We start from the raw sequence: 24,496 nt of genomic DNA on the forward strand, positions 1-24,496 counted from the left end.
AGGGAGCTGAAGAGACTCGCTGCGCTCGCTCAGGGACCTGAAGCGAGGTCTGCCTGTCAGACCAGGTCGAACCGGTCGAGCTCGGTGACCTTCGTCCAGGCCGCGACAAAGTCCTTCACGAACTTCTCGCCCGCGTCATCGGCGCCGTAGACCTCGGCGACGGCACGCAGCTCGGAGTTCGACCCGAAGACGAGGTCGGCACGCGTGCCGATCCACTTCAGCTCGCCGGTGACGACATCCGACGCCTGGAACGCGTGCGAACCCGGGTCGAGCGGCTTCCACTCGGTGCCCATGTCGAGCAGGTTCACGAAGAAGTCGTTCGTCAGCACGCCGGGGCGCTCGGTGAGCACGCCGTAGTTCGAGCCGTCCCAGTTCGTGTCGAGCACGCGCAGGCCGCCGACGAGCACCGTCATCTCGGGTGCCGTCAGGCTCAGCAGGCTCGCCCGGTCGACCAGCAGGTGCTCGGCCGGCAGGTCGGCGGCCGTCGCGAGCGGTCCGACGTAGTTGCGGAACCCGTCGGCGACCGGCTCCAGGTACGCGAACGACTCGACGTCGGTCATCTCCTGCGTGGCATCGGTGCGTCCCGGGTGGAACGGCACGACCACGTCGTGTCCGGCATCCTTCGCCGCCTTCTCGACACCCGCGTTGCCGGCGAGCACGATCAGGTCGGCGAGCGACACGGGCTTGGCGAAGCGCTCCTTGATGCCGCGGAGCACGTCGAGCACCTTCGCCGAGCGGGCCGGGTTGCCCGACTCCCAGTCCTTCTGCGGCGCGAGGGCGAGGCGTGCACCGTTGGCGCCGCCACGCTTGTCGCTGTTGCGGAAGGATGCCGCGGCCGCCCAGGCGGTCGACACGAGCTCCGAGACGGTGAGGCCCGAGGCGAGGATCTCGGCCTTCAGCGTGGCGGCGTCGGCCTCGTCGATCAGCTCATGGTCGACAGCGGGCACCGGGTCCTGCCAGATGAGCACCTCGGTGGGCGCGAGCTTGCCGAGGTAACGCGTCGACGGCCCCATGTCGCGGTGCGTCAGCTTGAACCAGGCGCGGGCGAACGCATCCGCGAACGCCTCCGGGTCGTCCTTGAACCGCTTCGAGATCGGCCCGTAGATCGGGTCGAACCGCAGCGATAGGTCGCTCGTGAGCATGCGCGGCTCGCGCCGCTTCGTGGAGTCGTGGGCCATCGGCACCATGTCGGCGCCGGCGCCGTTCTTCGGCCGCCACTGCTTCGCGCCGGCCGGGCTCTCCATGAGCTCCCACTCGTACGCGTAGAGGATGTGGAAGAACTCGTTGTCCCAGCGCGTGGGGTGGTAGGTCCAGGTGACCTCCAGGCCGCTCGCGGTCTGGTCGTCGCCCTTTCCGGTGCCGTGCGCGTTCTTCCACCCGAGACCCATCTGCTCGAGCGGGGCATCCTCCGGCGCCGCACCGACGAGGTCGGCCGATCCGGCGCCGTGCGTCTTGCCGAACGTGTGGCCACCGGCGATGAGCGCGACCGTCTCCTCATCGTTCATCGCCATGCGCTTGAACGTCTCGCGGATGTCACCGGCGAGCTCCACCGGATCGGGGTTGCCGCCGATGCCCTCCGGGTTCACGTAGATGAGGCCCATCTGCACCGCGGCGAGCGGGTTCTCCAGATCGCGCTTCTCACCCGGGGTGTAGCGCTTGTCGTCGCCGAGCCAGGTGTTCTCCGAGCCCCAGTACACGTCGTCCTCGGGCTCCCACGCGTCGACGCGGCCGCCGGCGAAGCCGAACGAGGTGAAGCCCATCTGCTCCATCGCGACGGTGCCGGCGAAGATCATCAGGTCGGCCCACGAGATGCGGTCGCCCCACTTCTTCTTGACGGGCCAGAGGATGCGGCGCGGCTTGTCGAGACCGGCGTTGTCGGGCCAGCTGTTCAGCGGAGCGAAGCGCTGCTGGCCGCTGTTGCCGCCGCCGCGGCCGTCGGTCACGCGGTAGGTGCCGGCGCTGTGCCAGGCCATGCGGACCATCGAGGGGCCGTAGTTGCCGAAGTCGGCCGGCCACCAGTCCTGCGGCGTGGTGAGCGCCTCCTCGATGTCGGCGCGCAGCTCGTCGAGGTCGACGGTCTCGAACGCCTTCTTGTAGTCGTAGTCGGGACCGAGCGGGTTAGTGGCCGGCGGGTTCTTGGCGAGAATCCGCAGGTTCAGGCGGTTCGGCCACCAGTTGCGGGCGCTCGAGCCGCCGGCGCGGCTCACGCCGTGTACGACCGGGCACGTGGCCTCCTCGGCCGCGACCGCCGACTCCTCTGCGGTGGGCGTGGGGATGACGCCCTCAGATTCGTCGATGACGCTGTCAGTCATTGTGGTCCCTTCTTCGTGGGTTGCGTGGGTCGGTGGAAGTCTCAGGCGACGGATGCGTCGGCCGCCGCGTGTGTGCAGTCGCCGCAGGTGCCCCAGAAGGTGACTTCGGCTTCCGCGATCCGGAAGCCGGCGGCATCGGAGGGGCTGAGGCACGGCGCCTCCCCCACGACGCAGTCGACGTCGACGACAGCGCCGCATCCGGTGCATACGAGGTGATGGTGGTTGTCGCCGACGCGCAGCTCGAACAGCTGCGGGCGCCCGGCCGGCTCGATGCGGCGGACGAGCCCCGCGTCGGCGAAGTCGCCGAGCGCGTTGTAGACCGATTGGAGGCTCGGGTGCTCGAGGAGCGGGGCCACGGCGACGAAGACGTCGTCGGCGCTGGCGTGCGGCTGCGCGCGGAGCGCGTCGAACACCGCGCAGCGGGAGTCGGTGACGCGCAGCCCGGCGGCGCGGATGGCGGCCGCCGCATCCTGATCACTCCGGTGCGCGTGCATGCCCTCAGCCTACCTTTTAATTGATCAAATCAAAAAGTGGTGGGGCTCGGGCTCTGCTTGTCCGGAACGCCGGCGTGCAGAACTCATCACAGATCGCACGCGACGGCCGGAACGAGCCCGTTTCACCGCGCCGAGGCTCCAAATGAGATGAGTTCTGACCGCGGCGGCGTCACCGCACGACCAGGCACGGCGTGCCGCCAGGTCGTCGGAGCCCGCTACCCGGCGAGGAGGCGCGGCGTGCCCGCTTCGTTCTCGGCGGCGGCACTACCCCGCCACGAGGCGCGGCGTGCCCGCCTCGCTCTCGGCGAGGTCGCCGGTCTCGCCCGCACGCGCCGCGCGGCGCCCGACCACGAGCATGTAGACGAGGAACACGGCGAGCGCGAGCGCGCCGAGCGCGACCTTGATCGACCAGTGCCAATGCTGCGGGGTGACGAATCCCTCCACGGCGCCGGACAGCGCGAGCGAGAACACGAGCCCGATCGCGACGGTGACGAGGGAGCGTCCTGCGGCGGCGAGTGCCTCTCCCCTGCTGCGGCGGCCGGGGGCGACCCAGGCCCAGAACACGTGGAGCCCGGCGGCAGCGGCGACGAAGACGCTCGTGAGCTCGAGCAGGCCGTGCGGGGCGATGAACTGCCAGAACACGTCGCCGTGCCCGAGAGACACCATCACGGCGCCCGCGGTGCCGACGCCGACGGCGTTCTGCATCACGACGTAGAGCGGCCAGATGCCGGTGATCCCGAACAGGACGCATTGCACGGCGATCCACGCGTTGTTGGTCCAGACGGTGCCGGCGAACACGGCGGCGGGATTCTCGCGGTAGTAGTCGGTGAACTGGTGCTCGGCGTAGTACTCGAGGTCGGCCTTCTGGCCGAGCGCGGCGAGCACCTGCGCGTCGGTGCCGATCCAGATCGCGACGAGCGATCCGATCGCGAAGAAGGCCAGCGCGATGGCGAGGGTCGTCCAGCGCAGCCGGTAGAGCGCCGCCGGCAGCTGCCAGACGAAGAAGCGCGGAAGGGCGCCGCGCGGGTCGGTGCCGCTGCCGGTGAGGCGCAGCCGCGCACGGGCGATGATCGTCGACACATGGTCGCCGAGCAGCGTGCGGCCGGCGCTCGTCTTGATGTCGGCGAGGTCGGCGGATGCGGCACGGTAGCGCGTGACCAGTTCGTCGGCCTCGGCGCCGGTGAGGCGGCGAGCGCGGCTGAGCTCGTCGAGCCTGGACCACTCGGGGCTGCGGGCGGCGGCCAGGGCGTCGAGGTCCATGTGGTTCACTGTAGGTCATGGCCGCCGAAGCGCTCACGATCGTGCCCGACGAGGTGCTGACGGGCGAGGCCGTGGCGCTCGATGTGCAGCCGCTCGGGTTCTTCCTGCGGGCGCTGGGCGCGCTGATCGACTTCCTCGTCGCGATCGGCGTGATGCTGCTGCTGGCGTGGGCGTCGGGGTGGCTCCTCGGCGAGAACGTCATCTCCTCGAGCGCGTCGAGCATCGTGGGGATCGCGATGATCGTGCTCGTCGTCGTGGTGCTGCCGACCGCGGTCGAGACGCTGACGCACGGGCGCAGCCTCGGTCGCCTTGCGGTCGGCGGGCGGATCGTGCGGGCCGACGGCGGCGCGGCGGGATTCCGGCAGGCGCTGATCCGCGCGCTGGTGGGGGTGCTCGAGATCTGGATGACGCTGGGCGGCCTCGCAGCGCTCGTCGGGGCATTCACCCCTCGGTCGCAGCGGCTCGGCGATCTGCTCGCGGGCACGTACAGTCAGCGCACGCGGACTCCCCCGCTGCCCGCCGGAGCGCCGCCGATGCCGGTGGCGCTGATGGAGTGGGCGGCGGTGGCGGATGCCACGCGCCTGCCCGACGCGCTGGCCCGGCGTTGTGCGCAGTTCGTGCGCCAGGCCGAGCACATGCAGCAGACCGCACGGCTGAGACTGGCCGGTGCGCTCGCCGCCGAGGTGGCGCCGTTCGTCTCGCCGATGCCGGCGACGGATGCGGAGACGCTCGTCCGGGGCGTCGTGGCCGCCCGGCGCGACCGGGAGTACGCGGCGCTGCAGCTGGAGACCGAGCGGGTGGACGCCCTCATCGCCCGGACCGCGACGGTCCCACGCGGCTTCCCGCAGCGCTGAGCCGCTTCCCTGCGCAGAGCCTGCTCCGACGCGAGCGATCCTCCATGCCGGTTTCATCCTGCCGAGACGAGGGGATGCACTCGAGCCGAGGGCATCCGTCGCTGGAATCCCCTCCGTTCGCGCGAAAGCCCTCCGCCGGAGTAATCAGCGCGAAAGCCCTCCGCTCGTGCGGAAGCGCTGCACTCAAGCGCAGACCGGACCGGCGTACGCCGACTCAGTACCGGTAGTGGTCGAGCTTGTACGGCCCGTCGACCGGAACGCCGAGGTACGCGGCCTGCTCTTCCGTGAGCATCGTGAGCCGCACGCCGAGGGCGTCGAGGTGCAGGCGCGCGACCTTCTCGTCGAGCACCTTCGGCAGGGTGTACACGCCGATCGGGTACTCGTCCTTCTTCGTGAACAGTTCGATCTGGCCCAGCACCTGGTTTGTGAACGACGCGCTCATCACGAACGACGGGTGACCGGTGGCGTTGCCGAGGTTCAGCAGGCGACCTTCGGAGAGGATGAGGATGCTGCGGCCGTTCGGCAGTCGCCACTCGTGCACCTGCGGCTTGATCTCGACCTTCTCGGCGCCGGGGAGCGCCTCGAGCGCCGCCATGTCGATCTCGTCGTCGAAGTGGCCGACGTTGCCGACGATCGCGAGGTGCTTGAGTCCGAGCAGGTGGTCGACCGTGACGACGCGGGTGTTGCCCGTTCCGGTGATGAGGATGTCGACCTGGTCGACCACGTCATCAAGTCGTGCGACCTGGAAGCCGTCCATCGCCGCCTGCAGCGCGCAGATGGGGTCGACCTCGCCGACGATCACGCGGGCGCCCTGTCCGCGGAGGGCCTCGGCGGCGCCCTTGCCCACGTCGCCGTAGCCGACGACGAAGGCGACCTTGCCGCCGATCAGGACGTCGGTGGCGCGGTTGATGCCGTCGGGCAGCGAGTGACGGATCCCGTAGGTGTTGTCGAACTTCGACTTCGTGACGGAGTCGTTGACGTTGATCGCGGGGAAGAGGAGCTCGCCGGCGGCCGCGAGCTCGTAGAGGCGGTGAACGCCCGTCGTGGTCTCCTCGGTGACGCCCAGGATCCCCTCGGCCATGCGGGTGAAGCGCTGCGGGCTGCGGGTCAGGCTCTTGCGGAGAAGGTCGAGGATGACGCGGTACTCCGTGGAATCGTCGGGCGACGCATCCGGCACCTGTCCTGCCTTCTCGAACTCGACGCCCTTGTGGACGAGGAGGGTGGCGTCGCCGCCGTCGTCGAGGATGAGGTTGGGTCCGTCGAAGCCCTCGGCCGACCAGTCGAAGATGCGGTCGGCGCAGTCCCAGTACTCGGTGAGCGTCTCACCCTTCCACGCGAACACCGGCACGCCGCGGGGCTCGGCGACCGTGCCGTCGGGTCCCACGACGACGGCAGCGGCGGCCTCGTCCTGGGTGGAGAAGATGTTGCAGCTGGCCCAGCGCACCTGGGCGCCGAGGGCGACGAGGGTCTCGATGAGGACCGCCGTCTGCACGGTCATGTGCAGCGAGCCGGCGATGCGGGCGCCGGCGAGGGGCTGGGATGCGGCGAATTCGGCGCGCAGGGCCATGAGGCCGGGCATCTCGTTCTCCGCGAGCCGCAGCTGGTGCCGCCCCGCCTCGGCGAGCGACAGGTCGGCGACGCGGTAGTCGAGCGGGCGGACGGGAGCCTCGGAAGTGGATGCCGGCATCCCGCCATTCTCCCACGCCGACCCCGATCGCTGCGCGAGCAGACGGCTCGCTGAGCGAGAGCTCCCGTCGCTTATCGAGCGCCCCCGGTCGTCGAGCGAGCGCAGCGAGTCGAAACGACTCCCCCGCGGCGCGCCTATGCCTGCAGCGTCTCGTGTCGCACGACGACCCAGCCGCGCGGAACCGAGAGCCGGTCGGTGTGCTGGGCGCAGAGGTCGTGGGCGTGCGGATCGCCCTGGCGCCCGAGCGGGCCGACGGCGGCCATCTGGTCGGCATAGTCATATGTCAGGGTCGACACCGCTTCGCGGGCGCATCCCACCTTAGAGCACAGTCTCTGGCGCATTTCTCCTCAACGCTAGTGGCCGCGCTCATCGCCCGGGCATCGGCGCGCCGTCGCTCTCGCGCGGACGCTTCGTCGCCGGCTCTGATCGTCCGCACTGACGAAACCCTCGTCGGTGCGTGCGGGCAGGTTTGGAAAGCCGGAGCTCAGCCCTCGGCAGTCATCGGCTTCCCTGGGAGATGATCCGCCGCAGCACCTCCGCACTCGTCGACGGATCGCGGAGCAACGATCGTGCGTCCAGGGGTGACCTGCTGAGAACCGAGTCGCCGTCGACGATTCCCCAGACGGGAGTACCGGAACCTCGGTAATCGGCCAGCTTGGAAGGAAGGAAGGGATTACGCCCGAAGACATCCGGAGTGCGTGCGTCGACGACGATCAGCCAGTCCATCCGCCGGGTCAGCGCCAGGAACTCGAAGTACGGTTGCGCCGGCAAGACCAGAACGGAGTCGGCAGCGGGATGGTCGGCGATCGAAGGCGCTATTTCGTCGGCCGTCGCCGTGAAGATCGTCAACCGAAGTCGGTTCCGCTCCTCGGGCGTGAGAAGAGCGAGGGGTGCGAGCAGGTCGTCCACCCCACGAACCTTGTAAAAGTTGCCGAAGTACCCGATGTTGATCCGATCAGCTGGAAGCTCCACGGCAGAGTCCGCCAACTCGTAGAGTTCGGGCTCTGGGACCGGGTGCGGCTGCACCTCCGACACTGCACGAGCTCGGGATGCCAGCACCTGGTCCGGGAACGCGCTGAGCATGAAATCCCGTTGATTCTCGTTCGTGAAAATGATCCGGTCAGCAAGCGCATAGACCATCCACTCAACGCCCTCGAAGAAGCGGTCTCCTCTCCAATCGGGGAGGCGGCGCTCCTCCACCGCGGTGCGAATATCGCGCAGGATGTCGTTGTCAGGGAAGGGATTCGGCCGAAGCTCGCCGTTCGGTCGGTATGCGAGGGGATCCGACAGCTCGGCGGTCCACGGCGTTTCCGGATTCCGGGCCTTGTACCACGCACCGAGCACGGACGGTGCGATCCACATCGATCGGGTGTAGATCGTCCGGTACGCGCCCTGCTTGGCCTCTCGCTCGGCGATCTTCGCCATCCCCGCCCGACAGAACTGTTCCACCTGTGTCCAGTTCCCCGTAGCCAGCGGTGTGTTCACCACCATGCGCCGCCCCAGATTGCGACTCGCGAGCTGAAGCGACCGATCATCCCTCGGCCTTCGCCGCGACATGTCCTGAGTGAGAACGTCGTACGGCTCCGCGTTGCCTCGGAAACGACGTGAGACCACGAACCCTCCCGTATCGAGGAAGGGCGGGAAGCCGTAAACGACAGCGAGGTCATGACTGCACTCGACGTTGACAGTGCGCTCGGAGAAGGCTGTGAAGCCGCGCGCCCTGACCTCGTCGAAGATCGGCAGACGAAGCGACGGCTCTCGGGCTATGACGCGGCCCAGTTCCCGGGCGATCTGGTTCTTCACGACGAGCAGCGGACGCCGCATTCGTTCAGACCTTCGCCCCATCTCCTCCACTCTTGCGAACACGTCGAGCCACGCCCCGGCGACTGCCGCTGGATGACCTGTTGTGGAGTGCTCGGGGGCGGCATTCTGCGGTGAAGCGATGGGGATCACACCCGGGGACGTCCGGCATCGTCCGATCGCTGCGGCACGCACCACGATGTCTGCCGCGATCGGGACGTCGAAATCCTCATATCTAACGAGGGCACGCTCGACGGCCACTAGGGGGCTCGTGAGAGCAAGTCTCATGAGCGGTTCGCCGGCGAGGGGGACCGACTCTTCGCCGTCTTCAGCGACGACGGCGACCCCCCTCATGCGCCGAAGGCGTCTACACAGCGTGTCGATCACGGCGGCAGGGGGGAGCAGGGTTCCGGACGGAACAGCCAAGACCCAGCGTCCTGTGAGGCGCGTCGAGACCTCCCGTGGATGTCCTTCCACCACTTCGACATCGCGAGCGGCAATCACGGGGTCCTCGCGCTGAGAGACGACCGATGCAGAGTAGTCGAGCACGGCGACGCTCAACAACGGCGCCCGCGAAAAGAGGCCCATCTGCTCCCCCAATCCGCGAAAGTCGTCGTGTCTGGAAAGCAATGGCTCCCGGGGGACATCCTAGAGTCGCGATGTCGGCGTCCGTCGTCGATGCGCGTGGAGCGACCCCTCCGGAGCCCTCCCCGAACCGCATCCTGAGAGAGTGCTGGTAACCTTCTTTGGGCATTCGCCTCAATCCAGAAGACGCTCAGGAGATCCCGCCGCCGTGTACTCGATCATGCCCGTGTACGGGACACGCCCTGAAGCAATCAAGATGGCGCCGTTCATCGCTGCGCTCGAAGCGAGTGCGGACTTCGAGGTCGTTCCGGTCGTCACGGGTCAGCATCGGGAAATGCTCGATCAGGTCAATCGTGTCTTCGGCATCTCGCCTCACTACGATCTCGACATCTTCGAACACGGCATGACTTTGAGCACCGTCACCGAGAAGACGCTCACCCACCTGGCGCCGATCATCCGCGAACGGCGTCCCGACGCCATCGCGGTCCAGGGCGACACGACTTCTGTTCTCGCGGCCGCGCTGGCCGGCTTCTATCAGCAGATACCCGTCGTCCATCTCGAAGCCGGGCTGAGAACGGAGTCGATTGCTTCACCCTTCCCGGAAGAGGGAAATCGCCGTCTGGTGAGCCAGATCACAAGCCTTCATCTGGCGCCCACGGCCGCCAGCCGTGCGAACCTTCTCCGCAACGGCATCGACGAATCCGGCGTGGTCGTGACGGGGAACACTGTCATCGACGCATTGCTTGCCACGGCACGCAGGGACGATCTACCCATCGAAGACGCCCGGTTCGCCCAGGCCGACGCCGACCCGAGGCGCCTGGTCCTCGTGACGTCTCACCGCCGCGAGTCCTGGGGCGAACCGATGCGGCGTACGGCAGACGCGCTTCGCCGCCTCGCGCAACGACACACTGACACCATCTTCCTCTTCCCGCTGCACGCGAACCCGACTGTTCGTCAGATATTCGCGCCGGTGCTGGAGGAGCTCAGCAATGTCGTGCTCACCGAGCCTCTGAGCTACACCGACCTGTGCAAAGCGCTCGACCGCTGCGTGCTCACTGTGACTGATTCCGGGGGCATCCAAGAAGAGGCGCCAGCGCTCGGCAAGCCCGTCGTGGTCCTCCGTGAGACCACGGAGCGGCCCGAAGCCGTGGACGCGGGCACCGCCGTCCTGGTTGGCACTGACACCGACCTCATCGAGGCAACGGTCGACGGCCTGCTCACCGACCCCGTCGCTTACGAGAGGATGGCGCGCGCTCGCAACCCCTTCGGCGACGGCCGTGCTGCTGAGCGTTCGGTAGCGGCGCTGCGCGCTCACTTCGGCCTGGGCTCCCGTCTGCCTGATTTCACATACGAAGGAGCAACTGCGTGACGACTCTGATCACGACCGTCAACGTCATCGGGCTCGGCTACATTGGTCTGCCGACGGCGGCCATTCTCGCGGCTCGGGGCCTCAACGTGCACGGCACGGACGTGAACGAAGCGACCGTCTCAGCCGTCAATGCAGGGTCTGTGCCCTTCGTGGAGCCAGATCTCGCCGGCTATGTCAACGGCGCCGTCGAAGCCAGTCGTTTGACGGCGAGCACCGATGTCATCGCGGCGGACGCCTACATCGTCGCCGTGCCAACTCCTTTCAGGGAGGGCCACAGCGCCGATCTGTCCTACGTCCAGGCAGCAACCGCCGCCCTCGCTCCCAAGCTGCGCCCGGGCAACCTCGTGGTCCTCGAGTCCACTTCCCCTCCGGGTGCCACGGAGCAGATCGGCAAGTGGATTCACGAACTTCGCCCTGACCTCGTGGGCATCGACGGCATGCTCACCGTCCTGCTGGCCCACTGCCCCGAGCGGGTGCTGCCAGGACGAGTGATGGTGGAATTGGTCACCAACGACCGCATCGTCGGTGGCGTCACGCGAGAGGCCGCCAAGCGAGCGCAGTCTCTTTATGCGACGTTCTGCGACGGTGACATCCACCTGACGGACGCACGCACCGCGGAGTTGGCCAAACTCGTGGAGAACTCGTACCGGGACGTGAACATCGCCTTCGCGAACGAGTTGTCGGTCATCGCGGATCATCTCGACGTGAACGTGTGGGAGCTGATCGCGCTCGCGAACCACCATCCGCGGGTCAACATCCTTCAACCGGGGCCAGGCGTCGGTGGCCACTGCATCGCCGTTGACCCCTGGTTCATCGTCGATGCCGCACCCGATCGAGCCCGTTTGATCCGCACTGCCCGGGAGGTCAACGACGCGAAACCGAGTTGGGTGCTGGACAAGGTCCGAGAAAAGGCCGATGCTCTGGATGCCCCAGTCATCGCCACGCTCGGTTTGGCGTTCAAGCCCGATATCGACGATTTGCGTGAGTCTCCGGCGCTGCGCATCACCGCTGACATCGCTGACGAGTTCTCGAACGCACGCGTGCTCGCGGTTGAGCCCAACATCGCCTCGCTGCCCGGAGCCCTCAACACCCGGGCGAACATCGAGCTTGCAGATCTGGCGGAGGCGTCCAACGCCGATGTTGTCGTCCTGCTCGTCGACCACCGCGAATTCCGCGCCGCCGACCTCGGAGAACTCGGCATCGATCCGGAGAAGGTCATCGACACCCGAGGCGTGTGGCGATGACTGCGGCCGGCCCAGGGGCAGAGCACATCATCCAGGTCAAAGGGGCGACGCGCGACTACAAGCTCGCACTGCCGAACCGCGAGACAGACGCGATACAGATGCACATCGCAACGACCCACGAGCCGTACGAGTTCGAGATGCTCCGCGCAGTCATTCCGTGGATCGTCCCGGGCACTCGGGTGCTCGACATCGGAGCGAACGTGGGGAACCACACGATCTACTTCGCTACGCACGCGGAGTGCGAGGTCATCGCGTACGAGCCGAACCAGGACCTCTGCGACGCGCTCGAAGCCAGCGTCGAGGCGAACGGGCTCAGCGGCCGCGTCGAGGTCCGCCGCGCTGCTGTAGGTTCCCGGTCGGGGCACGCCAGGTTCCGCGAGCACATCCCGACGAATCTGGGCGCGCAGTCTCTCGTGAGCACGAGCGACGGCGAGATCGACGTCGTCGTGATCGATGAGGACATCGACGCGGAGATGCGCGTTTCGGTCATGAAGCTCGACGTCGAGGGGATGGAGTTGGAAGCGCTGCACGGGGCGGCCGCCCTCATCCGACGGGACTCTCCCACGTTGTTCATCGAGTGCGCCGACCTCGAGCACTTCGACGCGATCTCGGCCTTCCTCGCCGAACTCGGCTACGGCCCGTCTGCAACCTACAACGCGACACCGACGCACGAGTTCCATCCTGTGCGCGACGGAGCGGAGCGCGCGCTGAGCGCGCACATCGCCGACTTCATCAGAGACCGCTACGAGCTCACGCAGAGAATCACAGAGCTGCGAGCGAAGCTCGACAGCGCAAATCTCAAGTACCGGGGCACGGACGCAACGCTCACCGACCTCCGTGCGAAGCTCGACAGCGCAAATCTCAAGTATCGGGGCACGGACGCAACGCTCACCGAACTCCGCGCGCAGGTGGCCGAACTCACTCACGCCCGCGACGAGGACGTCGCAACGCTGACACGACGCGCCCGTACTGCCGAAGCGGGCTTCCAGCGGGTGCGAGCGGAAGCGCTCCGGGCGTCCGAAGAGCGAGACGCCGCACGCGCCAGAGTGAAGCAGCTTCAGGATGCCGTTGTTGAACAGAAGGCGACCGTCAGCCGTCTCACCGGGCAGCTGAAGTCGTCCCGCGCGCTTGCAGCGCGGCGTGACGCGCAGTTGCGCACGCTGAGGAAGCGGAAAGCGGTTGTCGCCGCAAACAGGCTCGCCGCCGCACGAAAGGGGCTTCGCAGCGCACTACAGGGCCTGCGGGCGCCGAGTGGACCCACCGCACCGGAGGTGAAGACCACCGGTCCGGCCACGTCCCCGAAGGCCGCACCGTTCACACCCACGGTGCTTCTAGACAACGCGAGCGAAGCTCGCTTCTCCACGGAGCTCAGGCTCGCGAGCACCGAACGAGCTCAACGCGCGGCCGCTTCTTTCCGCGTCAGCGTGAGCGGCCGACGCCCACGCATCGCCGCTATCGCCGACGACTTCACTGCCAATGGGTTCTCCGCCGAGACCGACTTCATCAATCTCGACCGAGAGCAGTGGCGGGAGCAGATCGAGTCGTTCGGACCTGACCTCCTCTTCGTCGAGTCCGCCTGGCGGGGCGCCGATGGAACGTGGCACAACGCGCTCCCGTCCATTCCGAATGAGCTTCGGGAGATGCTCGCATGGTGCGGTGACCACTCGATACCGACCGTCTTCTGGAACAAGGAAGACCCCGTGCACTTCGAGACGTTCCTGCCTCTTGCGGCAGAGTTCGATTTCGTCATGACGACCGATCTGGACCGCGTTCCGCTCTACATGCGAGAACTCGCACATGATCGCGTCCGGTTCCTTCCGTTCGCGTCGCAACCTGCGCACCACAATCCGCTCCAGACTCGGCCTCGACGGCGCGCGATGATGTTCGCGGGCGGATACTATCGCCGCTATCCCGAACGGATGAGAGACCTGGCAGCCGCGATCCGGGCCGCGACAGACGTGATGCCGATCGAGATCTTCGACCGCTCATACGGAACGACGCTGCCCGATTACGCGTTCCCCGAAGACCTTCAGCACCTCATCGTCGGCACTCTCGCCGCCGACGAGTTGGACGACGCGTACAAGGGCTACGACCTCGCACTCAATCTGAACTCGGTCAAGGACTCGACGACGATGTTCGCCCGGCGCGTCTTCGAGCTGGCGATGAGCGGCACCGCCACGGTGTCCAACTATGCGCGCGGCCTATCCGCCACTTTCGGCGATCTCATGCCATCGAGTGACGACGCAGCGGGCCTCCGCTCATATATCGAGCGTCTCGACGCCGACGTCGACCACCGAGACCGCGTCCGGACCCTCGCTCTGCGGAAGGTCATCCGCGAGCACACCTACGCCGAGCGACTCAACCTGATCGTCTCGACCGTGACGGGCGAGCCCTACCGGCCGACTGCACCGCGAGGCGCCGTCATCCTGGCGCCCCGGACAACGGACGGCTGGGACAGGCTGTGTCGGGTCATCGGTTCTCAGGTCCGCGTGGAGACCGCCCCGGTCGTGGTGACGGACGTCTCTTCCATCGCTCAGGCGGCAGCCGACAGGGGCTGGCGCACGGTCTCCCGCGCGGAAGCCGACGCCGTCAGCCTCGCCGAGCTCGCGGCCGGCGGACCGGTCGCGGTCCTCGATGAACGGCACGGATACGGCCCGGCCTACCTCGAGAGCCTTCTTGGCGCGACCGCGTATGCAGGTGACGCCGGCTGGCTCACGAAGCGCGACCGGTTCGTACGGGAACCGGGAGGAGACGTCGCCCGAGTCCACACCGGTGATCTCTTCGGGATCTTCTCACCGGGGAGCATCGATCCGACCATGTCGGTCCTCACCCCAGCCGGAACCGGCTCACTCGTCCTCGGTCAGCTTCTGAGCGGCGACGTCGAGCTCGAGGCCGCATGCCGAGTCGTCGCGGTCGATCCGTTCGACTTCTGTGAGAACGGGATGGGCGCGCGAGAGGTTCGTTATTCCGCGGCACAGTCCACCATCGATGAGGGCGCCAGCATCGAAGACCTGCTGGCCTTCAACGACAGATACGTCGGCCACGACATCCCTGCCGATCGGCCGGTGGTCGTCGCTCCCTCCGATCTTCCCCTGTCCCCGCCCGCCGATTCCGGCTGGGCCATCGTGCGACGCGGATTCGGCACGCGGCATATCAGTCGATTCGCGGAAGGACCGGCCGCGACCCTGTGGTGCAGAGGCCGCGTCGACCTCGCGGTCACCGGGCCGGACGGCACGTTGCCGATGCGGCTCGAAGCTTACGGCTCCGTCCACACGAGCCTGATCGTCCGGTGGTTCGACCGCGACGGCAAGGCCATAACCTGGGTCAAGCTGATTCCCAACCACAACCACACGGTGGTGGCCCCGCCGGAGGCGGTGAGCGCCCAGTTGGGAGTCCGTGTCGAGGGATCGGGGGCAGTCACCGTGCGATATCTCGCGCTCAGCCACCGCGAACCCGACGTGATTCTCACACCACGAACGTCCGACACGCTGCTGGTGGCCGATGCCTACCCGAGTTACGACAACCTCTACCGGTACGGCTTCGTCCACTCCCGGATCCGTGAGTACCGGAAGCAAGGATTCGACGTGGATGTCTTCCGCTATCAGCGGGCGGACCAGCACACGTTCTACGAATTCGAAGGACAAGAGGTCGAGTCGGGCAATGCGGAAGCGCTGCGCCAGGCCCTCGCTTCCGGGCAGTACAAGCGGGTTCTCGTGCACTTCCTCTCCCCGGAGTTGTGGTCGATTCTCCGTGAGTTCAGCGACCGTGTCTGGATCACGGTCTGGGTTCACGGCGCAGAGATCCAACCCTGGTGGCGGCGGACGTACGCGAACGATCGAGAACTCGCGGCAGCCAAGGCCGCCACCGTCACTCGGTTGAACTTCTGGCGCGATCTGCTCGACGACCTCCCTCCCCGCCTCGGATTGGTGTTCGTTTCCGACCACTTCAAGCGGGAAGCCTTCGAGGACCTCGAGCGCGCGGTACCGGACGACCAGGTCGCGGTGATCCACAACCCGATCGATACGTCCCTCTTCGCCTACCGCGAGAAGGACGCGTCGGCGCGGCTCCGCATCCTGTCCATTCGGCCGTACGCGAGCCCGATCTACGCCAACGACCTCGCGGTTGCGGCCGTTCAAGAACTCGCTGCCGAACCGTGGTTCGACGAACTCTCCTTCACCTTCATCGGTGACGGCCTTCTGTTCGAGAGCATCACCGCGCCGCTGCTGTCGTTCGACAACGTGACCGTGCACCGCGGCTTCCTCACTCAGGGTGAGATCGCCGACGCACACGCCGGGTACGGGGTCTTCCTCGTGCCGACACGGGCCGACACGCAAGGCGTCAGCAGAGGCGAGGCGATGTCGTCCGGCCTCGTGCCGGTGACGTCTGCCGCCGGCGCCGTGCCGGAGTTCGTCAGTGAGGCCGAGGGGTATCTCGCGCCGCCAGAAGATCATCGCGGCCTCGCTGACGCCATCCGCGAGATGTACCGCGATCCGGGCGTGTTCCTGGCGAAGTCGGCGGCCAGCGCTGCTCGAGTGCGTCGTCAGATATCATCTGAGATCGTCATCGCGCGGGAGCTGGAGTTCATCAACCGTGATCAGGACAGCTGACGACGGCTGGTCGCCAGTTCCTTACTGCGCAGCGTTGGACATGACCGCCTCGTAGACCCGCTGACAGGCGTTCGTATCCCAGTGCGCGAACGTCGTGCGCGCCCGTTCCTGGTACAGCGCAGGCGCATTCCCTTCGGTGGCGTCAATTACGGCTTGGAGCGTCTGGTCGAGGGTCCTGCACACCGGGCCGAAGCCGTCCCGCTCGAAGTCGAAGTATCCGGGGAACAGCGTGTGGTCGACGCCGTAGATCGCTCCCTCGTCGAGCTGCATGTACACGACCGCCGCGCCCGCGAAGGCAGCATCGAAGGCAACCGAGGAGTAGTCCGTCAGGAAAACCGCGGCGGTGCCAATGAGTTCCTGGACGTCGGTCGAGTCGTAAGTCGTGATGGAGACGTAATCCGGGACGTCCGCGTAAGGAAAGTGCGCCGCGAGGTTCGGATGCGGCACAAAGCGGATCGTGTATCCCCGGTCTGCGAGAGCCCGGAGGCCCTCGTCGTTGAGCACCCCGAGGAGCGATTGGATGAAGGGCGACTCGCGAAAGCCAGGCTTCGGCTTGCGCAGCTGACCCGAGCGCTCGGGCGGGTTGAACAGCCCGTTACGCCACGTCGGAGCGATCACGATCGTTCGGCGCTTATCCACCGGCGTTGCATCGGCTATCCGCCGGAGCTTGTCGAAGCGAGGCAAGCCTGTGAGACGCACCTCACGGTCGGTGAAGACGTAGGGAGAGGCATCGCCGGCAAGACCGTTGAACTCCTGATGCGTCGACGCGATAAAGAGCCGAAGCTTCTGACGATTCAGCCACAGGGACAAGTCGTTGTGGATGACGCCGTGCTGCAGGAAGGTGAAGGTCCAGGGTGCGTCTCGCAGCAGGTATCGGTCGAAGATCGGACGGCTTACATCGATGCCCACGTGGGACGAAAGATACTGCTTCGTGTTGTTCAGCAGCAGCTGGTGACGCAGGGACCCGTACTCCACCAGGCGGAAACCCTCGGACTTGAGGCGTGCGAAATCCGGCGAATCCGATCGCAGCACGAACCACGCGTTGATCTCCGGGTGATTCTGCAGTAGCCATCGGTACATGTGCTCTGCGTTATCTCGACCCATGTCTGCGCGGTCCATGAGCAACCAGGCGTCCCGGAATTGACGAGCGACACCGGGAGTATGGGCGGCCACTCGGACAGCCGCGGCCTTGCTCAGCCAGCTGCGCCGGGCGCTCCTGATACCCCGACGCCATTGGTCAAGTGTGCTGGCGGTCGAGCGCTCCTGCCTCGTGCGCAGACGGTCGTGTCGAGTCCGCAGCGCCTCGATTGCGGCAGCATCGGCTGATTCCGGCACCTGCTGGCCGTCAGGGAGAGCGAGCGTGACATCCGTGCCGTTCACTGCCAGACGCAGGCCGCCGTTGGCAGGCACCCACGCGATCTGCTGGTCAAGCACTCGACCGCCGAATGCTTCCAGTGAGCGTCTCTTGCCGTGAACCGGAGTGATCCGCCTCTCCGCGAACCCGAACGACTCGCTCTGCGTCGCTTCCCATCGTGAATGCCGAACTTCCATCAACCCTGCGCCGGGATCCACATCGACGATGTGCGCGATCGGTGAAGCGCCTCGCCGCCCGCGCAGGCCCCACAGCACGTCCCGACGCTCATCGAATCCCGTCGGGGAGTTTGCACGGGCGAAGAGATCCTCATCGAAGGCTTGAAGCAGGCGGCGAAGTTTGTCGCGGAAGCGCACGCCAAGGTCGCCCGAGAGGACAGTCGCTCGCTTGGTCGTCGCGTTCTCGAACTCCGTGAGCCGGAACAGCTCTCGAACGGCGAGCCGATGACGCCAACTCGCGCCGTTCGGCTCCAATCCCCCGATACGGTCCCCCAGGTTCTCGAGGAACGAGAGGTAGTTCTCACCGAGTGCCCGGAAGGCGTCCGTCTGGGGGTCGGTAGACCGCATGGGGCGGCGCATGTACCGGGCGCCGCGAACGAGCCGGAGCACACCAGGCTTCTGCGGGCCCAGCAGATCGAGAATGAGCATGATATCGGCGTATGAACCGAGAGCCGTCGCTTCGGTCGGCACGTGCCGCCGAGGAAGGACGAGGCGACTCACGTCCGATGGAAGACCGCTCAACGTCTCGTCGAGTTCGACCCTGCTGAGACCGGTGCCGACCTGCGGCTCCTGGTCGATCGGAACGGTCGAAACAGCGAACGCATCCGTTGTGTCGCCACATGCTTCAATGGCATTCCGCACCTCGGTGACGTAGCCCCGGCTGAGACCGTCGCGCGCGTTCGGGAAGGTAACCCATCGGCCGGTCGCCATTGCGAGACCTTCTCGGCGGGCGATCGCGATGTCCTCCTTCGACGAGCGGATAACCTCTGCCTGAATGCCGTGCACCCCGACGCTCGCCACAACCCGACCGTGTTGTTCACCGTCACCGAGAACCACGAAGATGCACTCTGTATCGGTGGTCAGCGCCTGTGTCGCGAGAGACGCAAGAAACTGATTCAACTCCGCACCAGCCCGGCGTACAGGGATGATGAGCGAGAGGGCGGCCGATGTCATAGCTGCGCGATCATGGTTTCTGGGGAGGCGTCTCGTCCGGTTCGAGAAGGACCCGAAGGGAGCTCTCAACCTCCCTAGATTCTATCCGGCGCGCCGTGTGCTTTGTGGCGGCATGCCGGGGAGGAAGGATGCCGGCCGACAAGCTGGCGCCGAGCCAACCCGACCCGACCCGCCCCGCCCCGCCCCGACCCGACCCGACCCGACCGTAGGATGGACGCATGATGCGCCGGCGATCCAACGCGAGCGCTCACGCGCGCCCCGCTCGTCACGGGCGCCACGGCCGGCTCGGGCGCAGTGCCGTCGTGCGGCCGCCGCTTCCGCCGCTCGAGACGCGATTCGAGCGGTTCGACTTCGTCGTCGGCACGGCCGCGGAGTTCCTCCGCTCCGCGTGGGACGACCTGCGCGATGTGAGCTTCGAGATCGCCGACATGCCTCTCGGCCCCGATGAGGGCGGCATCCCCCGCTGGCACATCGCCCGCGACGAGAAGCGCATCATCCTCTTCCGCATCCCGATCGAGCGCCTCAGCCATCTGCACCGCAACGACGACCTTCACCGGCGTATGGAGATCGAGGGATGCGTCTTCCGCGCCGCCGCCGAGTACCTCGGCCGCGATCCGTGGGATCTCGGCCCCGAGCGGTTCCGGTACTTCTGAGGGCTGAGGGCCCTTCGACTCGCTGCGCTCGCTCAGGGACCTGACGGGAGCGCGTCGGGGACCGGCCCTTCGACTCGCTGCGCTCGCTCAGGGACCTGACGGGAGGGTGTGCCCGGGGCTTTGCCGAGGTCCCTGAGCGAGGAGCGCAGCGACGAGCCGAAAGGCACCGCGTTACGGGTAGACGATGACCGGGGCGGACGCCGCGTCCTGCGGCCAGACGGGGTACGAGGCGAGCTGCCCGGCGCCCGCGAACGTCACGGCCGCGTGCACGGGTGCGTTCGCGATGAGGCGATACGCGACGCCGGCGCTCAGCTTGATGGCTGTGGCGCGGCCACCCGCAGCGACGGCACTGACCGCCGCTCCCCCGCCCGCGGGCGCCACGGCGACCTTGACGTCCCCCTCGCCCGAAGGCGTCAGCACCAGATAAGGGCTCTCGCCGGAAGGGACCGCGAACACCGTGCCCTCCTTCGACGACGGAAGCTGCGGTGACGATGTGACCCACGCGAAATCATCGCCCTTGCCGGTTCCGGTCGCCTGCCAGACGGCGCCCGCCACCGGCTGGTCCGCCTTCACGAGCACCGTATACGAGCCGGGCGCCAGACCGTCGAGCTCGAGCTCCGCCGGCGACGCAGCGGTCAACGGCACGTCCTTCGGCTTCCCGACCGCCCCCTGCGCGCCGACCACCGTCACTGTCGCCGTGGTCGCCTCACCGGGCGCGAGCAACCGCAGGATCGTGGTCGGATTGTCCTGCGGCGGCTTGGTCACGCGCACGCCCGTGATCACCTGTGTGGTGTCGGCCGCAGCGATCGCGCCTTCCTGGTCGGTGCCGCTCGCCGTCAGGCCGCGCGTGATGCTCGACTGCAGCGCCGCGCGCACCGGTGCGCCCATCGCCGTCACGCGCACCGCCGGAGCCGCCTCCTGCAGTCCGAGACCTGCCAACGGGATGATCCGCTGCTGACCGGCACCGATCACGATGTGCGCGCCGGCGCCGGGCTGCTGCGCGCCGTCCGCCCCGTAGAAGGTGAGGTTCACGGTGGCCGTCACCGCTCCGGGATTCGCCAGGAGCACGAGGTCCGACGATCCGGTCGTCGTTGCGCCGCCCACGAGCCACGACTCCATCAGTGCCGGCGCACACGCAGACGCGGCGAACCCCTGCAGATCGGCCGCTACCACCGAGGCCGACGACGCCCCGACCGCCACCGGCACAGTGCGTCCCTCGGCCACGGCGACAAGCCGCGTCGGCCCGGCGTCTTCCGGCAGTCCCCGCGCAGACAACGTGTCGCGTTGGACGCCGGAACCCGACGCCGTGACGTGCTCCTCGGCCGCGACGGCCAGTTTGTCGACATCCTCTGACGTGCGCCCGATCGCGAGCAGCGGTCCGGCGCACGTCAGCACGGAGTCTGCGGCCGCCGGCGCGACGGCGACGGATGCGGGCGCCGCGCGGTGCGGCATCCATCCGAAGGCCACTCCGCCGCCGACCACCACAAGGGTCGCTGTCGCGACAGCCGCGCCGGCGGTGAAACGGGCTGCGGTACCGATACGCGCCACGCGGGTCATGAGTCCCCCTCCTCGCCGAAACCGGCGTCGGCCGCCGCCGTCGGAGCGTTGTCGAGGCGCACGGGCACCGGCACCGCCTCTCGGCGCCCGACGACGCGCGGCGAGCGACGCGAACGCCGACGTGACGCCGCGGTGGGCACCGCCAGCAGCAGAGCCGCCGCCACCGCGAGCAGCTGGATGACGGCGATGGAATGACCGAGTGACACCACGGCGGCCGACGCGGTCGCCCGCGGCTGCACGCCCGACGTGACGCGCCACAGCGTTCCCTTGTCGGTGTCACCGACCGGATCGAGGCCCGCGCGCTGGTTCAGCGCCGTCACCGCCGTGAGCCGCAGCGAGCGGGCGTGGTCCGCGTTCTCGTCGGCCGGCGCGACCAGAACGAAGCCGATGCCCTCGGCCTGCAGACGTTTCACGACGTCGGACGACGTGGGGGTCACGAGATCGGCGGCGAGCTCGGCCAGCGCCCTGTCGTGCTCGTCGACCTCGGTGCGCGTGTGGAGGGCGGTCGACTGACCGCCGAGCGTCGCACTCTCCCCCCAGACCACCTGCGCGCCAACGGCACCGGTCGCGAGCGGCTGCAGCACCACCGTCCCGGTGTCGGCATTGCTGCGGCCCTCCGCCGTCACGAACGCGGGAAGAGTCGACTGCGGTCCGTTCGTCAGCGCATCGGCACCGCGCAGATGTGCGGTGAGGGCGGGGAGCGCGAAGACGCCCAGCGCGAGCATGACCGCGGTGGCGAGCAGCACGCGCGATCGCCCAGCGGCGAGCGCGCGGTCGGCATCGAGCGACGGACGCAGGGCGAGGCCAGTGTCGAGCGTGAGCGTGGCAGCGCCGACGATGCCGACCCACGCGAGGCTGAGGGCGCTTCCCGGCCAGATCGGCACAGCGGCCCCGTTGACGAGAGTGACGGCGATTCCCACCACGATGAACGCCGTGAGGATGCCGAGCACTGCCACGAGTATCAGCGCCGCACCCGCCAGCCACCGCCGGGTGAACAGCGCGAGCACCGCGAGCGCGCCGAGCGGGACGAGGAGAACGAGGAGCCAGGCGGCGGGGACGCCGGTAGCCCAGTCGCCGAACGCGCCGCGACGCAGCAGCGTCCCCCAGCCCCCGGGATCCGATGTCGGCGATCCCGCAGCGAGCAGCGCCCGCCCGGCCGCATCCGCCGCCACTTGCGGGCCCTTCCACGGCAACCCCGGGTCGGCGAGCAGTCCCCACGGATTATGCGCCTGCAGCTGACGGAACACCATGGGCGCCGCCAGCACCGCGGCCGGGATCACCATCCAGCCCACGCGCGCGACGCCGTGACCGCGACCGGCGACGATGAGGCCCACGAGCAGGACGAGCCACAGCACGACGAGTGCCGGCGCAAGTGAGGGCGCGCACGCCACCGCCGCGACGAAGAGGACGGATGCCGCCCCGGCCGATCCCCACGAGCGATGAGCCGCAGTGCCGGCGTAGAACAGCCAGGGCAGAAGCAGGTGCACGAGCACGCCGGTGGGGCGGCCCTGGGTGAGCGCGACGAGGAACGTCGGAGCCAGCGCCCACGCGACCGCCGCCGTGATGCGCAGGAGTGACCGGTCGGTGAGGCGGGTCGCGGCGAACCACCCGCCGAGCACCGCGAGCGGCAACGCGAGCAGCCACAGCAGCACGAGCGCCCGCGACGGGTCGCCGGGCCACAGACTGCCGATCACGGCGATCACCGCGGAGAAGGGATCCGCCGGCGCGATCTGGTCAAGACCGGTCGGACGAAGTCCGAACTCGGCGTCGGACCAGAGCCGTGCGAGGGTCGAGCGCAGGGGGGCGAGCGCTCCCCCGCCGAGGGCGGGCCAGACGAGCAGGGTCGGGAACAGGGCGGCCGACACGGCCAGGGCGCCGAGCACGACCCAGGCGCCGCCTCCCGAGAAGAACCGGAGATCGCCGCGGCGGTCACCACCCACGTGCACCTCGGCGTCGGGGTGGAGCCCTGTGCGCAATTCATCGCGGGTGAGCCGCAGCGGGGCGAGCTGACTCCAGGTCGCGCGGCGCGTGCGGCGGATCCTGCCGCGGGCGCGCGCGACCCCCGGGAGCGACACGAGGCCGACGACCGCGGCTCCCCACTCGGGCAGGATGCGTCCCGGTGTCTTCGCGATCAGCTGCACGATCGTGCGCCACACCGCGACCGGGAGGATCGCCAGCCACACGAACGGGAGGGCGACGGGATGCGCATACGCGAGCCGCCGCTGCAGCTGAGCCCGGCGGCGCACGTAGGAGTTGTGGAAGCCGTGCTCCGGGGGAAGACCCGTCGACCCGGCGACGCCGTCACCGTAGACGCCGACGCGCGCGGCGGGCACGACGCAGACGCGCCCGCCTGCCAAGTGCGCCCGCACGCCGAGGTCGAGACCCTCGTCACCGCCGGCGAGGGCGGGATCGAGCCCCTCCAGCTCCTTCCATGCGTCGGCGCGCACGAGCACGCCACGCACGTCGGAGCCGAGCACGTCTTCGGTGGCGTCGTGCTGCCCCTGGTCGAACTCCTCGTCGGCGAGTCCGACCGAGCGACCGAATCGGGTCATCGTGACGCCGAGCGACACGATGTGGTCGGTGTCGTCCCAGCGCACGAGCTTCGGCGCCACCACCGCGACCGACGGGGCGATCTCGAGCGCATCGGCCAGGTGCGCGAGGGCGGCGGGCTCGGGCACCGTGTCCTGCGCGAGCAGCCAGACCGCATCGCCGTTGATGCGGCGAGCGGCGAGCTGCACAGCATCGGCGAAGCTCGTCGTGCGGGGCGCCGTGAGCACCGCCTCGGCGCCGGAGGCCGCGGCGAATGCGGCGGTGTCGGCATCCTCCCCGCACAGCACGATCGTCAGGATGTCAATGGGATGCGTCTGCGCCGACAGCGCGGCCAGCATCCGTTCGAGACGGTGGGCTGCGGGGATGTGTGCGTCGGAACGCACGACGAGGATGGCGTGTACTCGGGCGGGCATGACCTCGTCAGCCTAGGCGAGCGGCGTCACCGATCCTGCTCGACGCGCCGCCGTGCCGGTCAGCTCGCGCGGCGCTTCAGCTTCCGACGCTCACGCTCGCTGAGGCCGCCCCAGATCCCGAAGCGCTCGTCGTTCTGCAGCGCGTATTCCAGGCACTGCGACCGCACCTCGCATGAGGTGCACACCCGCTTCGCGTCGCGCGTCGAGCCGCCCTTCTCCGGAAAGAACGCCTCCGGATCGGTCTGCGCGCACAGCGCATCGGCCTGCCATGCGAGCGGGTTGTCTTCTTCGACAGCGCGCCGGACGCCCGGCACTCCCAGCTCGACGGGATCGACGAACCAATCTGCGGGAACGCCTGAGCGGTACTGAGCCCCGGTCATCTCGTTCTCCAAACCTGCTTCCCCCCACGCGATTCCGCGCTTGCTGATAATTACACAGGTGTCATTCGCGATGGTCAAGTCGCAGATCGTAAAGCCTCATCCTCCAGTTGAACGTTTGCGACGCGCCGCGGCGTGTCGCGATCGAGCGTCGATCCGGGCGCACAGGAGGGGCACGGTAGCCTGAATC

The 24,496-nt window shown here is 68.1% G+C and carries 15 protein-coding genes; 5 read left to right on the forward strand and 10 right to left on the reverse strand.

Annotated features, from left to right (window positions below; all coding sequences use genetic code 11):
* Positions 1-56 precede the first annotated feature (56 nt).
* The 3 genes from katG to AC3RX1_RS00615 all read right to left on the reverse strand — a co-directional run bounded on the left by katG (position 57) and on the right by AC3RX1_RS00615 (position 4,066).
* A complete protein-coding gene (gene katG, locus AC3RX1_RS00605) occupies positions 57-2,312 on the reverse strand; it encodes a catalase/peroxidase HPI (RefSeq protein ID WP_491499291.1) in 2,256 nt (751 codons plus the stop codon).
* Between the two features lie 41 nt (positions 2,313-2,353).
* The gene (locus AC3RX1_RS00610; RefSeq protein ID WP_491499292.1) at positions 2,354-2,806 is read right to left on the reverse strand and encodes a Fur family transcriptional regulator; all 453 of its coding nucleotides are present in this window, start codon (positions 2,804-2,806) and stop codon (positions 2,354-2,356) included.
* A gap of 264 nt (positions 2,807-3,070) precedes the next feature.
* On the reverse strand, positions 3,071-4,066 hold the full coding sequence (locus tag AC3RX1_RS00615) for a stage II sporulation protein M (RefSeq protein ID WP_491499293.1): 996 nt from the start codon (positions 4,064-4,066) through the stop codon (positions 3,071-3,073).
* Positions 4,067-4,083: 17 nt separating this feature from the next.
* Between AC3RX1_RS00615 and AC3RX1_RS00620 the strand changes: the two genes are divergently transcribed.
* Positions 4,084-4,920 carry an RDD family protein gene (locus AC3RX1_RS00620; protein WP_491499294.1) on the forward strand — a complete coding sequence of 279 codons (837 nt, stop codon included), beginning with the start codon at positions 4,084-4,086 and terminating at the stop codon, positions 4,918-4,920.
* Positions 4,921-5,134: 214 nt separating this feature from the next.
* Here the strand turns inward: AC3RX1_RS00620 and ahcY are convergent, their stop codons facing one another.
* From ahcY to AC3RX1_RS00635, 3 genes are all read right to left on the reverse strand, one after another.
* Positions 5,135-6,607 (reverse strand): adenosylhomocysteinase, encoded by a 1,473-nt coding sequence (gene ahcY / locus AC3RX1_RS00625; protein ID WP_491499295.1) that lies wholly within the window; start codon positions 6,605-6,607, stop codon positions 5,135-5,137.
* 134 nt (positions 6,608-6,741) lie between these two features.
* Positions 6,742-6,948: a DUF3499 family protein gene (locus AC3RX1_RS00630; RefSeq protein ID WP_491499296.1), complete on the reverse strand. Its 207-nt coding sequence runs from the start codon at positions 6,946-6,948 to the stop codon at positions 6,742-6,744.
* A 157-nt stretch (positions 6,949-7,105) separates the two neighbouring features.
* Positions 7,106-9,007, reverse strand: a complete 1,902-nt coding sequence (locus AC3RX1_RS00635; protein ID WP_491499297.1) for a glycosyltransferase family protein — start codon at positions 9,005-9,007, stop codon at positions 7,106-7,108.
* A 193-nt stretch (positions 9,008-9,200) separates the two neighbouring features.
* Here AC3RX1_RS00635 and wecB point away from each other — a divergent pair, with 193 nt between their 5' ends.
* From wecB to AC3RX1_RS00650, 3 genes are read left to right on the forward strand one after another with little or no spacing between them, the layout of a single operon-like run.
* Positions 9,201-10,361 carry a non-hydrolyzing UDP-N-acetylglucosamine 2-epimerase gene (gene wecB, locus AC3RX1_RS00640; RefSeq protein ID WP_491499298.1) on the forward strand — a complete coding sequence of 387 codons (1,161 nt, stop codon included), beginning with the start codon at positions 9,201-9,203 and terminating at the stop codon, positions 10,359-10,361.
* Complete coding sequence (gene wecC / locus AC3RX1_RS00645) at positions 10,358-11,605, forward strand: UDP-N-acetyl-D-mannosamine dehydrogenase (protein ID WP_491499299.1); 1,248 nt, start codon at positions 10,358-10,360, stop codon at positions 11,603-11,605. The genes wecB and wecC overlap by 4 nt, the downstream gene beginning before the upstream one ends.
* Positions 11,602-16,212, forward strand: coding sequence for an FkbM family methyltransferase (locus AC3RX1_RS00650; protein WP_491499300.1), 4,611 nt, complete (start codon positions 11,602-11,604; stop codon positions 16,210-16,212). The genes wecC and AC3RX1_RS00650 overlap by 4 nt, the downstream gene beginning before the upstream one ends.
* 21 nt (positions 16,213-16,233) lie before the next feature.
* Here AC3RX1_RS00650 and AC3RX1_RS00655 read toward each other — a convergent pair whose 3' ends face one another.
* A complete protein-coding gene (locus AC3RX1_RS00655) occupies positions 16,234-18,756 on the reverse strand; it encodes a CDP-glycerol glycerophosphotransferase family protein (RefSeq protein WP_491499301.1) in 2,523 nt (840 codons plus the stop codon).
* A 221-nt stretch (positions 18,757-18,977) separates the two neighbouring features.
* Between AC3RX1_RS00655 and AC3RX1_RS00660 the strand changes: the two genes are divergently transcribed.
* A complete protein-coding gene (locus tag AC3RX1_RS00660) occupies positions 18,978-19,409 on the forward strand; it encodes a metallopeptidase family protein (RefSeq protein ID WP_491499614.1) in 432 nt (143 codons plus the stop codon).
* Between the two features lie 171 nt (positions 19,410-19,580).
* On the opposite strand, the gene AC3RX1_RS00665 is transcribed toward AC3RX1_RS00660, so the two are convergent.
* Genes AC3RX1_RS00665 through AC3RX1_RS00675 form a run of 3 tightly spaced genes read right to left on the reverse strand, consistent with a single transcriptional unit; the run spans position 19,581 to position 24,309 of the window.
* Complete coding sequence (locus AC3RX1_RS00665) at positions 19,581-20,966, reverse strand: DUF5719 family protein (protein WP_491499302.1); 1,386 nt, start codon at positions 20,964-20,966, stop codon at positions 19,581-19,583.
* Positions 20,963-23,929 carry a glycosyltransferase gene (locus AC3RX1_RS00670; RefSeq protein ID WP_491499303.1) on the reverse strand — a complete coding sequence of 989 codons (2,967 nt, stop codon included), beginning with the start codon at positions 23,927-23,929 and terminating at the stop codon, positions 20,963-20,965. The genes AC3RX1_RS00665 and AC3RX1_RS00670 overlap by 4 nt, the downstream gene beginning before the upstream one ends.
* 59 nt (positions 23,930-23,988) lie before the next feature.
* Positions 23,989-24,309 carry a WhiB family transcriptional regulator gene (locus tag AC3RX1_RS00675; RefSeq protein WP_491499615.1) on the reverse strand — a complete coding sequence of 107 codons (321 nt, stop codon included), beginning with the start codon at positions 24,307-24,309 and terminating at the stop codon, positions 23,989-23,991.
* Between the last annotated feature and the right edge of the window lie 187 nt (positions 24,310-24,496).

The organism is Microbacterium altimontanum, assembly GCF_058349865.2.

What these genes read in the sequence shown, in the direction of transcription:
- ahcY (WP_491499295.1), bottom strand. Translation starts at nt 6,607, where the DNA reads ATGCCGGCATCCACTTCCGAGGCTCCCGTCCGCCCGCTCGACTACCGC.
- AC3RX1_RS00670 (WP_491499303.1), bottom strand. Translation starts at nt 23,929, where the DNA reads ATGCCCGCCCGAGTACACGCCATCCTCGTCGTGCGTTCCGACGCACAC.
- AC3RX1_RS00615 (WP_491499293.1), bottom strand. Translation starts at nt 4,066, where the DNA reads ATGGACCTCGACGCCCTGGCCGCCGCCCGCAGCCCCGAGTGGTCCAGG.
- AC3RX1_RS00665 (WP_491499302.1), bottom strand. Translation starts at nt 20,966, where the DNA reads ATGACCCGCGTGGCGCGTATCGGTACCGCAGCCCGTTTCACCGCCGGC.
- AC3RX1_RS00660 (WP_491499614.1), top strand. Translation starts at nt 18,978, where the DNA reads ATGCGCCGGCGATCCAACGCGAGCGCTCACGCGCGCCCCGCTCGTCAC.
- AC3RX1_RS00630 (WP_491499296.1), bottom strand. Translation starts at nt 6,948, where the DNA reads ATGCGCCAGAGACTGTGCTCTAAGGTGGGATGCGCCCGCGAAGCGGTG.
- AC3RX1_RS00610 (WP_491499292.1), bottom strand. Translation starts at nt 2,806, where the DNA reads ATGCACGCGCACCGGAGTGATCAGGATGCGGCGGCCGCCATCCGCGCC.
- AC3RX1_RS00620 (WP_491499294.1), top strand. Translation starts at nt 4,084, where the DNA reads ATGGCCGCCGAAGCGCTCACGATCGTGCCCGACGAGGTGCTGACGGGC.
- AC3RX1_RS00655 (WP_491499301.1), bottom strand. Translation starts at nt 18,756, where the DNA reads ATGACATCGGCCGCCCTCTCGCTCATCATCCCTGTACGCCGGGCTGGT.
- AC3RX1_RS00675 (WP_491499615.1), bottom strand. Translation starts at nt 24,309, where the DNA reads ATGACCGGGGCTCAGTACCGCTCAGGCGTTCCCGCAGATTGGTTCGTC.
- katG (WP_491499291.1), bottom strand. Translation starts at nt 2,312, where the DNA reads ATGACTGACAGCGTCATCGACGAATCTGAGGGCGTCATCCCCACGCCC.
- AC3RX1_RS00650 (WP_491499300.1), top strand. Translation starts at nt 11,602, where the DNA reads ATGACTGCGGCCGGCCCAGGGGCAGAGCACATCATCCAGGTCAAAGGG.